Origin of the sequence: Enterocloster sp. HCN-30185 (genome assembly GCF_037890305.1) — a bacterium.
GTDB lineage: Bacteria > Bacillota > Clostridia > Lachnospirales > Lachnospiraceae > Enterocloster.
Genome location: NZ_JBBKBT010000002.1, coordinates 269,111 through 285,428, shown reverse-complemented (window position 1 = coordinate 285,428; position 16,318 = coordinate 269,111). Strand labels below are relative to the sequence as shown.

General features: G+C 47.8%; 11 protein-coding genes. 1 reads left to right on the top strand and 10 read right to left on the bottom strand.

Translation table 11 applies throughout. From position 1 onward, the window contains the following. Positions 1-157 precede the first annotated feature (157 nt). Entirely contained in the window at positions 158-1,588 is a 1,431-nt protein-coding gene (locus tag WKT10_RS03585; RefSeq protein WP_340275494.1) for an amino acid permease, read from the top strand. A gap of 61 nt (positions 1,589-1,649) precedes the next feature. On the opposite strand, the gene WKT10_RS03580 is transcribed toward WKT10_RS03585, so the two are convergent. From WKT10_RS03580 to WKT10_RS03535, 10 genes are read right to left on the bottom strand one after another with little or no spacing between them, the layout of a single operon-like run. Further along, complete coding sequence (locus WKT10_RS03580) at positions 1,650-5,027, bottom strand: bifunctional diguanylate cyclase/phosphodiesterase (protein WP_340275492.1); 3,378 nt, start codon at positions 5,025-5,027, stop codon at positions 1,650-1,652. 41 nt (positions 5,028-5,068) lie between these two features. Then, on the bottom strand, positions 5,069-6,175 hold the full coding sequence (locus tag WKT10_RS03575; protein WP_242962987.1) for a dienelactone hydrolase family protein: 1,107 nt from the start codon (positions 6,173-6,175) through the stop codon (positions 5,069-5,071). After that, positions 6,168-6,818, bottom strand: a complete 651-nt coding sequence (locus WKT10_RS03570) for a YesL family protein (RefSeq protein WP_340275490.1) — start codon at positions 6,816-6,818, stop codon at positions 6,168-6,170. Before WKT10_RS03570 ends, WKT10_RS03575 begins: the two co-directional genes overlap by 8 nt. Positions 6,819-6,824: 6 nt before the next feature. Continuing rightward, positions 6,825-8,612 carry an ABC transporter ATP-binding protein gene (locus WKT10_RS03565; RefSeq protein ID WP_296036943.1) on the bottom strand — a complete coding sequence of 596 codons (1,788 nt, stop codon included), beginning with the start codon at positions 8,610-8,612 and terminating at the stop codon, positions 6,825-6,827. A 1-nt stretch (position 8,613) separates the two neighbouring features. Continuing rightward, a complete protein-coding gene (locus tag WKT10_RS03560; RefSeq protein WP_296036945.1) occupies positions 8,614-9,270 on the bottom strand; it encodes a rhamnogalacturonan acetylesterase in 657 nt (218 codons plus the stop codon). After that, entirely contained in the window at positions 9,227-11,029 is a 1,803-nt protein-coding gene (locus WKT10_RS03555) for a family 43 glycosylhydrolase (protein ID WP_340275487.1), read from the bottom strand. The genes WKT10_RS03560 and WKT10_RS03555 overlap by 44 nt, the downstream gene beginning before the upstream one ends. After that, entirely contained in the window at positions 10,992-12,545 is a 1,554-nt protein-coding gene (locus tag WKT10_RS03550; RefSeq protein ID WP_296036949.1) for a glycoside hydrolase family 43 protein, read from the bottom strand. Before WKT10_RS03550 ends, WKT10_RS03555 begins: the two co-directional genes overlap by 38 nt. Before the next feature lie 22 nt (positions 12,546-12,567). Continuing rightward, the gene (locus tag WKT10_RS03545; protein WP_296036951.1) at positions 12,568-13,407 is read right to left on the bottom strand and encodes a carbohydrate ABC transporter permease; all 840 of its coding nucleotides are present in this window, start codon (positions 13,405-13,407) and stop codon (positions 12,568-12,570) included. Between the two features lie 14 nt (positions 13,408-13,421). After that, positions 13,422-14,375, bottom strand: a complete 954-nt coding sequence (locus tag WKT10_RS03540; RefSeq protein ID WP_296036954.1) for an ABC transporter permease — start codon at positions 14,373-14,375, stop codon at positions 13,422-13,424. A gap of 27 nt (positions 14,376-14,402) precedes the next feature. Then, a complete protein-coding gene (locus WKT10_RS03535; RefSeq protein ID WP_340275485.1) occupies positions 14,403-15,968 on the bottom strand; it encodes an extracellular solute-binding protein in 1,566 nt (521 codons plus the stop codon). Positions 15,969-16,318: the final 350 nt, after the last annotated feature.

Sequence of the window (16,318 nt, the reverse complement as noted above, 5' to 3'; positions counted from 1 at the left end):
CTTCCCCTTTCATTTTCAGATGTTATAAAAAGAAGTATATCACAGATAAATAAAAATTCTTAAAAATTTTAATAAAAAAATATTACTTTCATTTGAATATTTCATAGAAATATGATATCCTAGTAAAGTTAAACATTTTAGAAAAGGAAGGTTATCAATGGAAAACACAAAGAAAATCACCTGGTACACCCTGGCATTCATGGCCTTTTCTACGGTCTGGGGCTTCGGAAATGTACTCAACGGCTTTGTATACTTTAACGGTATACAGGTTATTTTCAGCTGGATCCTGATGTTCGCACTGTATTTTGTGCCCTATGCCCTTATGGTAGGCGAGCTGGGATCTGCTTTTAAAACTTCCGGCGGCGGCGTCAGCTCCTGGATCCACGAAACGATCAGCCCGAAATTTGCCTACTACGCAGGCTGGACTTACTGGGCCTGCCACGTTACCTATATCGCCAGCAAGGGAAGCGGCGGCTTAAAGGCATTAAGCTGGATGTTCTTCCAGAACGGAACTACTTATGACCAGTTCCCAACCATCTGGATCCAGCTGGCTACACTGGCTGCGCTTTTATTCTTCTGCTGGGTAGCAAGCCGCGGCTTAAACCCATTAAAAAAGCTTGCAACCATTGCCGGAACCAGTATGTTCGTTATGTCCATCCTGTATATCCTGATGATGTTTGCAGCTCCTGCCATCAATCCAAACGGCGGCTATGTTACCATGGAATTCAGCAAGGAGACACTGATCCCTCAGTTTAACCTGGGATACTTTACCTCCTTATCCATCCTGGTATTTGCCGTAGGTGGCTGTGAGAAGATCTCCCCTTATGTAAATAAGGTAAAGGATCCTTCCCGCGGTTTCCCCAAGGGTATGATCGCTCTTGCCATTATGGTTATGGTCTGCGCAATCCTTGGAACCATCGCTATGGGTATGATGTTCGATCCTGCTGTGATCAACGAAAGCTCTGAAAGCTTTAATTCCTATGTATCCAACGGCGCTTACTGGTCCTTCCAGAAACTGGGTGAATACTACCATGTAGGAAACCTGCTGTTAATTATCTATGCAGCCTGCAATGCCATCGGCCAGTTCTCTACTCTGGTTTTAAGTATCGATGCTCCGCTGCGTATGCTTCTTGACAATGAGGATGCAAGACAGTTCGTTCCTACCAAATTGTTAAAGAAGAATCAGCATGGCGCTTATATCAACGGTATCTTTATGGTAGCCGGCCTGTCCGGAAGTATTATTCTGATCCAGTCCTTCGTTCCCGGAGCCGCAGCTGTACTGACACAGTTAAACAAGTTAAACTCTGTCACCATGCCTCTGCGTTACCTGTGGGTATTCGTAGCCTACATCGCTCTGCGCAAGGCAGCAGACAAATTCCATCCGGAATACCGTTTTGTAAAAAATCAGGGCATTGCTCTGACTGCCGGCATCTGGTGCTTCGTTGTCACTGCATTCTGCTGTATCTTTGGTATGTATGTAGAAGGCGATCCGGCATCTACGGCTTTAAACGTGATCACTCCTTTTGTGCTTACTGCTCTTGGCCTGATCCTTCCGATCATCAAGAAAAACGAAAAAGCTGCCGGCTGAAAAAATACCTGAAAAAAGCCCTGTGCATCCGTTCATCCGGATCTCACAGGGCTTTTTCCTTTCAGACTTTCATATCTTCCATTTTTTCGTAATAGCTGTACCTTCTTTTTCCCTTCTTCTTGCTCTCATACAGGGCCGTATCTGCGCATTTGAGCGCTTTTTGATAATCAAAGCCTTCTCCCGATACAAAACAGATACCGGCACTGCAGAAAAGAAAGTCCCCGCAGGAATCATTCAGCCGACTAAACAGCTGATCCATTCTCCTATCCAGGATTTCCTTATTTTCAATGCCTTTTACAAATACAAGAAATTCATCTCCGCCCAGACGTCCAATCAGATCGTGGCTTCGGAAGGTATGGCGCAGCACTTCTGCCAGTGATTTCAATACCTCATCTCCCTTTAAATGGCCAAAGCGGTCATTGACCTGTTTAAAATCATCTAAATCCAGGATCAGCAGCGCTCCCCTTGCAGAATCTTCACCGGTTGTCATAAAATCAGATACCTCTTCTTCAAAGCTGCTCCGGTTGTATACCCTGGTAAGAGGATCACTTTTGGCCGCTGTCTCAGCCGCAAGCTCTCTCCTCTTTTCAGCATCAATATTTTTCAGATACACAAGAGCATACATATTTTCTGTATAATGATCCTGAAATACGTGGATCACCAGCTTCATCCAGCAGAGGCGCTCTTTCACATAGTGGCGGAAGCACAATTCAACCGTATTGGTTCCGCTTTTATACATTTCCTTCATATAGGAAAGATCCATATACGATGCATAAAGCTCCCGATCCTCACAAAAAATCTGATCACTTCTCATCTGCTGCTGAATAATGCTTTCAAAATCCTGTTCCTGATCCTTGCTCTGGACGAATGCCCACAGCCCTGCTGCCTCCATAATATGGCCGCTTTCCACATCTATCTCTGCATGGGCCACAGTTTCCGAAAGAAGAGCCTCATAAAAATCCGTCTTTTTCATATATTCCAGCTCTATGGCACGTTCCTGATCTGCAGGATCCATGAGCACTGCAACTGTATAAACATCCTCCTTTTTATCGCTGAGGTGACGGGTCTTTACCTTAAACCACTCATAGGAACCGGATTTGGTCCGAAAAAGCATCTCGCTGCCTGCCCGATTCCACTTATCCTTAACATCCCGGAACATAGTTTGAAATTCATCTGCAAAATGAGGATGGACAATCTGTTTTCGGATCCAGCATTCCGGAAAATCCTCTTCCCGGATCTTATCTCCCGCGATCATCTGACGCTTCGTATGGAAATAAATGGTTTTCTTATGCTCGTTGTATTCAAAGATCTCGCTCTTAAGACCGCCAGGCAGAAAATCAGGCCGTTCCAGATCGCTGATGATCCGGTGATACCCCTCCAGCCAGACCGTGCTGTTCTCCCTTTTGGCCCGTATCATCATACAGCGTACCGTAACCTCACCTCTGGAAGGATGATTCCATGTATACTCGACCTGTGTAATCTTACCCGTTTCAACCGCACTCTGGATCGCAAGGTTAATATAGTTGTAATATCCGTCATTGATCCTGTTGTACCAGTGGAAATAACATTCTTTTGGCGAAAGAGCCGTTTCCACTCCCATGACCCGAAGCATCACCGGATCTGCATACAGCTCGTAGCACTCTGTTTCAAAATCTGCGCATATCCTCCACAGTCCCAGGCTGGTATGCTCCAGAATGTCTTCATACGTCTCCTCCGTACGCTCTTGTGTACCATCCAGCTTTCCGTCTCTGGCAGCCGGACACCTGAATTTTAACAGCCACTCTCTCCGTTCCTTATAGGCCTTTGAATCCCGGTTCAGATAGGTCTGTTCAAATTCCTCTTTTCTGCAGGGTCTGGCAAAAAGATATCCCTGAAGCACATCCGGACACAGTTCCTTTAAAACAAACAGCTCTTCTTCCGTCTCAACGCCTTCACAGCAGACACGTATCCGGGCGCTGTGAGCCAGCTGTATTACATTATCCAAAAGCCTGTAGTTGTAGGCATTTTTCTGGATACGATTCACAAAACAGCGGTCAATCTTTGTTTCATCAATATCAATGCTTTTTAAATAGCTTAAGCTGGAGTATCCTGTTCCGAAATCATCAATGGCAATCTGGATTCCTTTTCGCTTCCAGTCATAAAAGATCTTATTATAATAGGTATAGTCCTGAAGCTGCATACTTTCCGTCACTTCCAGAGTGAGAGCGTCTCCCGGCAGTCCTTCTTCCCTGAGAATACCTAAAACCTCTTCCTCGATTTCCTTTTGACGAAGCTGCACATAGGATATATTTACGCTGATATGAAAGCTTGGAAGAATCCTGCGCCATAATACGCTCTGTCGGATGGCTGTCCTCAGTACCCATAATCCTACTTCACAGATCAGGCCGCTCTGCTCCAGCAGAGGAATAAACTGATCGGGCCCTACCATCCCGCGTTTTCCTGATTCATAGCGAAGCAGCGCTTCGGCTCCGTACAATCCGTAGTTTTTACTGTCAATCTGGGGCTGATAACAGAGATAAAATCCCCTGCAGCCCTGATCAACAGCTGACTTAAGCTCATCCAAAAGCTCAATCTGATCCAGTTTTTTCTGATAATCTTCGGGAGAGAAGAAAATAAGCATATTTTTTCCCTCTTTTTTTGCCCGGTCAAGGGCATTTTCCGCAAACTGGTATACGGTCCAGCCATCCATGCCCCGGTTAGGGGAATAAGCGGCAGCTCCCGCTGATAAAGTGCACTCTTTTTCCATCTCCTGCCTGACGGTATCGTAAAAGGAGAATACTTCCTTTTTCCCTTTTCCCGGAAGGGTTGCTGCAAAACAGTCTCCATCCAGCCGATACAGCGTAACCGAACAGTCTGCATTTTTTTCCAGACTTTCTGTCATCCGCTTTAAAACATCATTTCCAAAGGGTCTTCCATTTTTTACATTGATATGCTTAAAATTATCAATTCCAAAAACGATAAAATATCCCTTTTCTTTTAAAACAGCAGATTCCAGATCCTCTGTACACTTATCATAATTCCACAATCCGGTCAGACTGTCGATCCTCTGTCCCAGGACAAGCTCATCCATGCTCCCTAAAAGGACTGCCGGCTTTCCTGACTTATCCGCATGCACCGTTGCACGCCAATGAACGCCCACCCGGTTTCCTTCCCTGTCGATCATCCGGCATTCGATATCACAGCCGTTTCTTTTACCCGAACGGACCGCCTCCATATCGTCTTTTATGAGCTTTACATCCCGGTCATAAATAACAGCTTCCCATTCTTTAAACGGGATTCCCTGCTCTCCGGAAAAAGGCAGTGCAAATCTGCGGCAGATCTTATCTGTAAAATACATGCGGTCATCCTGCAGATCACAGGCATAAAGATATCCATTGACGCTTTCATCCAGAAGACGGATGATCTGCATATATATATTCAAATCTTCCCTTATATCCATATGTATCAAATCTCCTTTATTGATACTATGTATTTTATCATCTAACCGGAGATTTGTGTAAAAAATTTCATTCTTTTCAGATCTTCTTCCAGGTCCTCTTCATGGAACTGATGGCCCCCTTCATAACAGCGGTGGACCAGACATTCTGCGGCGCCGTTTAACCCATAGGCTTTTCGTACGATCTCCACCTGTTCCTCTGCATTGACAATGCCCCTTGGGCCGTTTAAGTGATCTGCCCTGCCGGACTGGATCACAAGTGGTCTGGGCGCAATGAGGGACGCAATATCTCCCATATCCAGCGCATTCCAGAGCCCCGGGACATAATTGCAGCTGCAATTTCCATTTAATTCCAGAAGGGAGTCTTTAAATCCATACAGATAACCGCTGATCACTGCATAACGTACACGCTCATCCAATGCAGCCAGATACAGCGTCTGAAGTCCTCCGCCAGAAAAGCCCACGCAGCCCAGATGCTCTGTATTCCATTCTCCCCTCTCTTCCAGATAGTCGATCAGGCGCATCAGATCCCAGGTATTCATTCCTGCCACAGTCATTCCAAGGGGCTCTGCCATATGGGCCAGATAGAAACAGGTTCCGCGCATAAATGCATTTTCCTCATCCTTCTGAAAAGCCAGATCCCTCCGCTCGCCAAAGCCTCTGGCATCGGGACAGACGGCAACATATCCCAGCCGGGCCAGATAGAGGCCGTAATCGTAATGGAAACGGTCAATCGCCTCTGCCACTGCCGGAATCTCACTGCAGCCGGCCACACTGTATTTTCCCGCCCCCTGATGTCCATGGGGAGCAAGGACACAATCGGAATGACGTCCGCTGCCCGGCGGGATCAGCAGATACACCGGCATCCATATATCCGGTTCCACCTGCAAAAGAAGCTTTTCCCTCAGGATTCCTCCGTCCAGCATGACTCGTTCCGCTATTTCAGGGCAGGGGGAGCAGATTTCCATTTTGTCCATTCCCAAAAGCTCCCACAAGCGTTTCTTTTCCTTATTTTTCCATCCCGTCCATTCTTCCACGTTCGTTCCTGAAAAAGCCTCCTGCCTTGCCAGACGGTCATATTTTCGCTTCATCCCGTTTAGGCTGTCATAATAGCGGCTCACTGGCAGGATCCGTTCTCCTGTGTTACTCATCTTCGTCCTCCTTACTGCTATTTTCCCTTATCCTGTCAAAGGCTCTGCGTATATGGAAGGCATTGACCACAAAAAACAGCGGACAGCCGAAAATAAGAAAAATAATGGCCGCCTGGGGCAGAAAGGCAATACTGAATACTGCAGCGATCCCCAGTACAAGATCCTGAAGGATCATGGCAGAGGTTGCCCCCCAGTTTGATGCTGCCATCATGTATGCACTTTTTATGCTTCCCATCCATGTATTTTCAAAGGTTACAAGTACCGGCCACAGCCACAGCATAAGAATCCCGTAAAGAATGGAAAGAAACACGGTAAGAGCCAGCATAAAAAGTCCCGCCGCTCCCTTTGGCTGTACCGGGCCGGAAAGCAGGTACAGATCGGTTCCGATCACCGCACCGGCTAAAAGACTTATAACTCCCAGAGGAAGCGCCTGAAAAAAATTAATCCGGAAGGCTTTAAAAAACATGGAGCACACAGAGCCGCCTTCATCCCTGACAATCCGCAGGGCTGCATAATGGGCGGCTGCCAAAGCAGGTCCTGCCGTTATAACCGGCAGGCTGCAGAGGAGCCAGAGTACGTGAAGGATGATCATGTCTCCCAGTTTCATTAAAAACGTTATAAATGGTCCGTCATATCGCAGCATATTTTCCTACCTCACCATTCTCTGAAGCTGTTCCATCTGATAAAATTCTCCTTTTTTTGCCATCAGCTCCTGATAGCTTCCCTGTTCCCTGATCCTTCCCTGTCCGATGACAAGGATCCTGTCGGCTCCGCGCACGGTAGAAAGGCGGTGAGCCACAATAAAGGTAGTCCTTCCCTTTGTGAGGCGTTCTAAGGCCTCCTGGATCTCCGACTCAGAGATGCTGTCCAGAGCCGACGTAGCCTCATCCAGAATAATGACCTGAGGATTGCGGATCAGCGCCCTTGCAATGGAAATCCTCTGGCGCTGGCCCCCGCTTAAATTGGCTCCATGCTCTTCGATCATGGTGTCAAGCCCCTGGGGCAGCCTTTTTACCACCTCGGACAGATTGGCTGCTTCTACCGCCTGCGCGATCTGTTCCTCGCTCACATGTTCCAGACCATAGGTAATATTTTCCCGCACCGTTCCGGTAAACAGTACCGGCGTTTGGGGCACCACGGACAGAAAACGGCGGTAGGTTCTTAAATTCAGGCCTTTCATGTCTTTCCCGTCTAACATAAGCTGTCCCCCAGAAGGCAGGATAAAACCAATGAGCATATTTAAAATAGTTGTCTTTCCAGAGCCCGACTCGCCTACCAAAGCAATGGTTTCACCCTGTTTTACCGTAAAATCCAATCCGTGGAGCACTTCTTTGCTGCTGCCCGGATAGGAAAAACTTACCTGTTTAAAAGCGTATTCTCCTCTTAGGGAAAGCAGCTCTTCCTTTCCTTCATTTTCCTCTATCTCATCCGAGGACAGCACCTCCCCGATGGAGGAAACGGATTCCAATCCCTTTGTAAGAATAGGAAGCAGATTGATCAGAGCAGAAAACTGATTCACTACCGTCGTAAAGCTGGACTGATAAAAGGTCACATCCCCCACCTTTATGAGACCAGACATAGCCATAAAACCAGAAACCGCCAGACATACCACCTGAAATACCTGAAATACCACCCAGCTTACGGCCCCAAAGTGGGCCTGCACCATATCCAGCCGGTAGCCCCGGTTGGCTGTTTCTTCAAGGAGGGCGCTGATCCTGGCCGCTTCCTTATCCTCCAGGGCATGAGCCCTGGCGACAGGGACCATTTCTACCATCTCCATCACCCTTGCGCTGGTTTCCTCCATTCCCTGACGGAAGGAGCGGTTTTCCCTGTGGATCTTGGCTCTGAATGCCACTACCGCTCCGGCAGCCACCGGAGCAACCAGAATAAAAAACACAAGGATGAGCCTGTTTTTTACGGCTGTGATAGACAGTGTGATAACGAGATTCATCACAATATTAAGCAGATTGACAAAAAGCTGGGATGACAGGGTTTCCACCGCCTCCACATCACGCATGATCTTTGACTGAAGGCGTCCCGACTGACTGCCCGTATGATAAGGAATGGACAGCTCCTGGAGTTTTCTTACCAGAGCCGCCCGAAGTCCGGCTTCCGTATTTCGGATCACACGACTTTTCAGCTGATTGTGGATCCAGTTTGCAGGCAGATGGATGCTCAAAAGCCCCAGCCAGATTCCCACATTAATAAAAATTGCCCTGCTCCCGGCTTCTCCTCCCTCGATCACCCCATTGACTACATTTGCGATCAAAAGAGGGGAAAGGAGGGCCGGGGAATGTTTCAGCAGGAAAAAGAGAGTGGAGAGAAGAAATTTGTGATACTGTCCCCTGTAGAATTCCAGAAGCACCCGTACAGAGTGCTTCCCATGCTTTTGATAACAGGCTGCAAAGCGGCGCTCCATCTCCTGATACCGGTCCATTTTACTGCTCCTCCTTCTCCTCTGCCAGAAGGCTGCTGTATGGCTCTCCCAATGCCCGAAGGCCCTCTGCAAGGAATCCGGCCATCATAACGGCCCCTTCATATTTTAAATGGGTATTGTCCTTTGGCCACACAAACAGCGGACGAGACCACAGTTCCCCCACCTGTGCCAGATACTGTTCTGTCACAGTAGTAAGATCCACAACCGGAACGCCTGCTTCCTTTGCCGCCTCTTTCATCGCCCTGGGATAGGCACCGTGGCTTCCCGGTTTAAAAGTTCCGTTTTCATCAAACAGACGTCTGGCAATGGGGGTAATAAATACGGCCTTTGCACCGCAGGCCTTTGCTGTCTCTGCAAACATCCGAAGATTTTCCTTAAAATCCGTATCCGGATCGGTGTGACGCGCTTCATCTGCTTTTGAATCATTGTGACCGAACTGGACGAACAGATAATCCCCCTTCTTAAGTTCCTTCTCAATGGCGGCAAGCCGTCCCTCTGCAATAAAGGACCTGGTGCTGCGGCCGTTTTTTGCAAAGCTTATTACCTGGATATTATCCTTCAGATACAGCGGAAGAGCCTGGCTCATACCGGTCTGGGGATATGTATTGATCTTATTAAATGCTACGGTGCTGTCTCCAGCATATAAAATTCGTTCCATTGTTATACACTCCTGTCATTGCTCCTGTAAAGCGTTTTCCTTTTTTTAATCCCTCTGAACAAAGGGATGTAACGTGATCCAAAACGCCGACAACGGTTCCATTGATATAGAAAGACCGCTTAAGCCCTTCTGTGACTATTTTAAGGTAAACATGGCTGCTTCCCGGCTCGAAATCCTGCTCCAGACAGCGGACATAGGCATTGTCCACATATTCTCTGACAAACAGGCAGCGATCCTTTATGCCAAATTTTATAAATGTGTTTTCATCATAATATAAGGTAAGTCCGGCGTCCCGGTATCCATCCTCATCCGGAGCCCACATTTCATATTCGCAGGTAAAGTTAAAATCCGGCTGGCGTTTTACCAGAAGGCTGACGCAGCTTCTGTCATTTAAGTCCTTTCCTTCTCCTCGGATACGAAGGATTCCTTCGGGAGAAACGAAGCTACGCTCTCTGTCAATGGTTCTTGGACAGAGCCAGCCTTCATAAGGAAGCTTAACCGGATCCGGTTTCTGCAATCCATTAAGAGGAAGCTTTGCCATATAAGAGGGGCCTTTTCTCTGATTTACCAGCGGCCAGCCATCGGGTGTCCAGGTAATCTCATCCAGACACGTTTCTCTTCCCAAAATTCCCCATTTTCCGTCCAGATACCGCGAACAGAGATATACCATATACCAGCGTCCGTCTGGAGTACTGACCGGTTTTCCATGGCCGCAGCACTGGATGGCTGCAGCCGGATCCTTCTGGGTCATGATCGGGTTATAGGGACAGTCCTCATAGGGGCCCATAAGCTGCCGGGAGCGGGCCACCGTAATTTTGTGTCCGATCCCGGTTCCACCCTCAGCCAGGAAACAGTAATACCAGCCGTCCTTTTTCAAAATATGAGGCCCCTCAGGCCCATGCTTATCCCAGCCATACCAGATCAGCTCCGGTTCTGAAAGACATTCTTTCCCGTCCTCAGAGATCTCCATGATGCGTGCTCCGCGGTTAAGAAGCATATAGGTGCGCCCGTCCTCATCATGGAAAATGGAGGGATCGATTCCTAAAACTTTGTGGATCACCGGTTTCTCATAAGGGCCTTCCGGCTTTCTGGAACGGGCCACAAACTGGGTTTGGATACAATCCGCGTCATCATTCATCCGAAGGGTGGCACAGACGGTAAACCAGCCGTCATGATAGCTGATATCCGGCGCCCAGAAGCCTCTTCCGCCCTCTAACGGCCCCAGATACTTCCTGGCCCAGTCCGGATCCGCCGCCACATATCCAATGGTTTCCCAGTGGACCAGATCTCTGGAATGGGACACCGGAATTCCCGGAAAAAAGATAAAGCTGGAATTAACCATGTAGTAGTCTTCTCCCACACGCACAATGCTGGGATCTGGGTACATCCCCCGGACCACCGGATTGCGGTAGCAGGCTTCATGGGAAAAGCCGCAGACGGAAGCAATCCAGGCTTCCATTTCCTCTGCCGCCAGATCGCCCGGATGCTCCTTGGCCTGGATATGAGCCAGATCAAAGGGCGTTACCAGATCTGCATTGGCCCAGGTCAGATCCAGCCCTCCCGCTTCTGTAAGGAAACGCACCAGCTCAAGATTTTTGCTTCTTACCGCATAATGAAGGAGGCTGTTCCCTTTCTCATCACAGGTTTCCAAATGGAAGGTATGGCCTGCCAGCTGCTTTACTTTGTCCAGATCGCCCAAAAGAGCCGCCTGAAAGGCCTCCTCAGCGATCTTTTTTGTGGCTGATGTGTATGTAATCATATTCTCCCCATCCTCCTGATGCGATATTGTTCCGATTGCAGGCCCACAGGCAGAGCTTGGCCCCTGTCCAGGTTCCCTTTGCCAGATGGAAGGAAGGGCCGAAGGGAAGGAAGGTGCTGCCGTCGTCAGAAACAGAAAAGAAAAACATTTTGTCTTCACCAAGCTCCATGCGCAGCCACAGGGCTTTATCCTGATTCCACTCCTTTGAAGCAGCCAGTCCCTCCATCGCCTGGCCTTCAAACTCTTTTCCTGTGACAAAGCCTTCGTAAAGGCGCAGCCAAAGCCTTTCGTTTTCCCGTTCCAGACCGCAGAACGCATAGTGATGGCCCGTCATGCCCAAAACGGCCATATCGCCGTCACAGCCCTCTGTCCCGTCGCCGCCAGACAGCTTAAGCTTTACTTCTGCCGTAAATGCATTGGACTGAGGGATCTGGGTCATCACGTTGGGAGCATACCATAAAAGATTCTCACGCTCTGGATTTGCCAGACAGGCCAGCTTAAGGCTTCCCTTTTTTGCTTCCTGCGCAAAAAAAGCTTCTCTGGGGTTGGACTGCCACTGCCACTGCAGGCCCGGACGTCCGGTTTCAAATTCATCTGAGTCCGCAATCCTGTAAGCAGGCTGTCCTGCTTTAGGCAGCTCCCACTCCTCTACCGGCTCTCCGATCATATCGCCGTTTGTTTCACAGCCGATAAAGGGCCAGCCATCCTGGAAGCACATAGGCTGCAGATGGACAATGCGTCCTAACTCTCCTACGTCCTGAAAATGGATAAACCAGCTGCTTCCTTCCGGCGTGTCCACCCATGCGCCCTGATGAGGCCCATTGACGGCTGTATTCCCTTGGTGCATTACAATCCTGTACTCATAAGGCCCCCAGATCTTCTTTGCCCGCAGAGCAGACTGCCAGCCAGTGGCAACACCTCCGGAAGGCATCAGTACATAATACCAACCATCCTTTTTATACAGTTTTGGCCCTTCGCTGGTAGGCGCAAGCTGAGTGCCGTCAAAAATCACCTTTGGCTCTCCCTTTAACCGGGTACATTCCTGATCCATTTCCACCAGAGCCAGACGGTGCTTAATCCCGCAGCGGCTTCTTGCATAAGCAAAGATCATATAGGCTCTTCCGTCCTCATCCCAAAACGGGCACGGATCAATCCAGCCTCTGGATTCACAGAGGCGGTTCAGTGTAAATATTCCCTTCGGATCTTTGGAGCGCGCCACAAAAATCCCCTCATCCGGCAGTGGAATAAATACAAAAAACTCTCCCTTATGATACCGGATGGATGGCGCCCAGGTTCCCGAACCATGAGCCGGCCGGTCATATTTCTCAAAAGGCAGAGCCGGTACGCAGTAATTGATGATCTCCCAATGAACCAGATCCCTGGAATGAAGGAGAGGCACCCCCGGAAGATATGTAAACGAAGATGCCACCATGTAATAATCTTCCCCGACCCGGATTGCATCCGGATCGGAGTAGTCTGCATATAAAATTGGATTTTGATACGTTCCAGTGTTCATACATTTCTCCTCCCTGCGTCTGTCACTCTTTGACAGCGCCGATATTCACGCCGGAAATAAAATACTTCTGGCAGAATGGATAGATGATCACAAAAGGAAGAATGGCTACAATAACTGCCGCATTCTTGATCGTGTTCTCCGTTGCGCTTCCCACTGCAGAGGGAAGGTCGCTTCCTAAGATCAGGGAGCGCAGCTTCATCTGGAAATTATACAGGTTTTCATTTGTAATGTAAAGTTTATAATTGGTGTAATCATTCCAGTACTGAACCGCAAACATCAGTCCGATGGCTGTTAAAGCAGCCTTGGATAAGGGAAGGACGATCTTAAAGAAAGTTCCCATAGGAGAACAGCCGTCAATCTCAGCAGACTCAAACAGGCTGGCCGGAATTCCTTCAAAGAAGTTTCTCATCAGAACCAGATTGTATACATTGATCGCAGGAAGCAGAATTACAACCCAGAGCGTATTCGTCAGGCCGAGAGCCTTCATAACCAGATAGGTAGGGATCATACCGCCGTTAAAGATCATAGTAAATAAAAGGAAATTTGCCAGCAGCTTGCGTCCCGGCATCTTCCACTGGATCAGCACATAAGCGCCCAGTGTGGAAATGGCAAGTCCTGCGAAGGTTCCCGCAATGGTAGTCACACAGGAAATCAGAAACGGCTGGAACAGGGTAGGATTGGTAAATACGGAAATATATCCGTCCAGTCCAAACTGCTGAGGCAGAAGACGCATTCCATAAGCGGTCTTTAAATCAAAAGAATCCACCAGAACCTTATAAATGGGAATCAGCATGATCAAACTGATCATTACAAACAGGATGACTGAAATTATATCAAAAACAGTCCTTCTTTTCGTTCTCATAATTTTTATTCCTCCTATACAATGCCTCTGCCGCGGACCTTATAGCTTGCCCGGTTGCACAGCAGCACCAGAATACAGCCTACAACAGACGCTGTCACACTGACTGCCGTGGTATAACCAAAATCAGGAAGCGCTCCTGAGTTAAAGGTCTGGGTATAGATATAGGTCTGAAGTACGTCTGCCTTCTGGATCACCGCGTCATTCTGCAGTACAAATACAGACTCGAACAGATTCATAACCTTTGCAAGATTCAAGATCAAAACAGTAATAATGGTATTAGCAAGGGCGGGAAGCGTAATGTATCGGATCTGATTCCAGCGGTTTGCCCCGTCCATGGAAGCTGCCTCATAAAGCTCCGGATTGATGCCGGATAAGGTAGCCATGAAAATGATCGTTCCCCAGCCCGTATCCTTCCAGATATTGATCGCATAGAACATACTTCTCCACCACTCTTTATCTCCCAGAAAATAGATTCCCTCATCAATAATCCCCAGCTTGATCAAGATTGAATTTACCAGTCCTGCATCACCGGGAGAAAGGATCAGGGTGAATACAGAGGCAGTCACAACCCATGACATAAAATGGGGCAGATACACGATGGTCTGCGTTACCTTTTTAAACTTCATAAACCGCAGCTCGTTGAGCAGAATGGAGATCAGCACGGCCATAAACGTATTCAGAAGAAGCTTTACTACGCTTAACAGGATCGTATTTCCAAACGCGCTCCAGAAGCCCGGCATGGAAAACATACGCTCAAAGTTTGCCAGACCGATAAATTCCGGCGCCTTAATGCCCTTATAGGAAAACAGGGAATAACGGATTCCCAGCATTGGCAGATAGTGAAATACGACTGCAAAAATAAATACAGGGATAAACATAATATAGAAGCTTCTGTAATAATAGATCTGCTGCTTCAGAGATTTTTTATGCACCGTTCCCGTTCCCGGGTTTGATGTTTCTTTTTTCATTCTATTTTCCTCCCATTTCTCTTTTGTTTACCTGGATGACTCTGCTTCCGCCAGGCGGTTAAGGGAATCCACGATCATATTAGACCACTTTACACCGTGCTCCTTTTCAAACCTCTGGTATGCCTCCTCTACCGGCATTCCCTGAACGACTACATCTGCCACAATGGAACGCTTTAAGGTTGTCAGATCGCCGTTATAGGTAGCCATTTCCGTTGTGGAGGGAACCATAAGGGACTGTTTGCAGTTTTCATTAAATATCTCCTGTGAACGCTTGGCAGCCGGAGCAACGGAGTCAATACCGGGATCATTTTCCCACTCTACAATGGAAAGCGTCGGATCCATATGTCCCTTTGTGTACTGGGTTCCCGGCTTATCCATACTTTCCAGACCATGGAACTGGCCTTGCTCATAGGTGTTTCCGCAGACCGTCTCAGCCTGAACAGACCAGTGCACGCCCTCTACGCCATATGTCCAGAGCGTCTGCATATCGCCGCCGTCCATCATGGATTCAATAAAATATTTGTACACTGCCTCCGGATATTTACAGGAATTGGTAATACACCAGACAGCCGGCGTTCTCTCTATATAATTTCCCAGCTCCTTGATCGGCGGAAGGGGAACCAGCTCGTCATCCAGTCCATTCTTTGCCAGATTGCTCCGCAGGTTTTCCGCCCAGGTTCCGGACCAGTAGGTAAATACGCCGCAGCGGTCTTCGTAAAACTTGTTGCGCACATCGCTGGTGCCGTTGGTCAGCGTTTCCTTATCAACATATCCGTTTACATAAGCATCCCTTAAACGAAGCAGAGAATCCTTGAAATCCTGCTCCATAAAGCCGTCATACCACATTCCATTCTCATCCTTTGTAAAGGAAGGATAGGAATTCTGATAAAATTCCGGCAGGTAGTTGGTATAAGGAGATTCCTCACCCATAAAGCCGGCTGCGGAAAGAGCGTATGTATCGCCGTTCACACCGTTTCCGTCCGGATCTCCCTCTGTAAATGCTTTTAACATATTCATGTATTCGTCATAGTTTGTCGGCACTTCCAGATTACAGTTGTCCAGCCACTTCTTTTTTACATAGGTAATACATCCGCCGCCGCGGTTTACAGGAAGTCCGTAAAGCCGTCCGCCGATGCGCATTCCGTCAATGACATCTTCTCCTGTCAGCCGCCCGGATTTCTTTAAATCAGAATTTTCATACGTCTCTGTCAAATCCCACAGAGCACCTTCCTCCGCATAGCCGCTGTAATAGGTAGAACTTAACAGGATCACATCCGGCCAGTTTTTAACGCCAGAAGCGAATGTCTGTCCTACTACGTCGTAATAAGCGCTGTGATCCGGCTGGATAAATTCAATATCAATCCCTGTCAGCTCTTCCCAGCGCGCCTCAAAGGCATCGCGTCCATTCCGTTTCGTAAAAACCGTACCGTCTGTCATAACCGTAATTTTTTCCGGTTTGATCAGTTCTCCGTCTGCTGTGTACTTCTCCACATTTTCAGGTGCTGTCACGCCATTCTGACCACAGCCGCCAAGCAGAGACGCTGCCATGACCGCTGCAGCGAAGGCTGCGGTACACCTAACCCTTTTGTTCATGGTTTTCCCTCCATATCATAGATTTCGTATGCTGATTTCACCACACGTTTTTATGTGTCTACAAAATTATCACTCTTCCTGCTCCATATCAACTGTTAAAATTTCATTTCATTGTGCATTTTTCATGAAATTCTTTGTTTTTATGTCTATTTCTTTTTCTTTATAGCATTCAAAGTTTTTTCACGTTTCCATTAAGATCTGGACTGCAAAACATACATTTTTTACGGATAACATACATTTTTCTCTTTTTCAGTTGATTCTCTCCCGTTCTTATATTATAATGGCACCTATAAAAACACAAAAAAACATATCCTTTAAAAACAGGCTTGCACTGTCATACAGTTTTATTC

What these genes read in the sequence shown, in the direction of transcription:
- WKT10_RS03535 (WP_340275485.1), bottom strand. Translation starts at nt 15,968, where the DNA reads ATGAACAAAAGGGTTAGGTGTACCGCAGCCTTCGCTGCAGCGGTCATG.
- WKT10_RS03565 (WP_296036943.1), bottom strand. Translation starts at nt 8,612, where the DNA reads ATGGACCGGTATCAGGAGATGGAGCGCCGCTTTGCAGCCTGTTATCAA.
- WKT10_RS03575 (WP_242962987.1), bottom strand. Translation starts at nt 6,175, where the DNA reads ATGAGTAACACAGGAGAACGGATCCTGCCAGTGAGCCGCTATTATGAC.
- WKT10_RS03550 (WP_296036949.1), bottom strand. Translation starts at nt 12,545, where the DNA reads ATGAACACTGGAACGTATCAAAATCCAATTTTATATGCAGACTACTCC.
- WKT10_RS03555 (WP_340275487.1), bottom strand. Translation starts at nt 11,029, where the DNA reads ATGATTACATACACATCAGCCACAAAAAAGATCGCTGAGGAGGCCTTT.
- WKT10_RS03560 (WP_296036945.1), bottom strand. Translation starts at nt 9,270, where the DNA reads ATGGAACGAATTTTATATGCTGGAGACAGCACCGTAGCATTTAATAAG.
- WKT10_RS03585 (WP_340275494.1), top strand. Translation starts at nt 158, where the DNA reads ATGGAAAACACAAAGAAAATCACCTGGTACACCCTGGCATTCATGGCC.
- WKT10_RS03570 (WP_340275490.1), bottom strand. Translation starts at nt 6,818, where the DNA reads ATGCTGCGATATGACGGACCATTTATAACGTTTTTAATGAAACTGGGA.
- WKT10_RS03580 (WP_340275492.1), bottom strand. Translation starts at nt 5,027, where the DNA reads ATGGATATAAGGGAAGATTTGAATATATATATGCAGATCATCCGTCTT.
- WKT10_RS03540 (WP_296036954.1), bottom strand. Translation starts at nt 14,375, where the DNA reads ATGAAAAAAGAAACATCAAACCCGGGAACGGGAACGGTGCATAAAAAA.
- WKT10_RS03545 (WP_296036951.1), bottom strand. Translation starts at nt 13,407, where the DNA reads ATGAGAACGAAAAGAAGGACTGTTTTTGATATAATTTCAGTCATCCTG.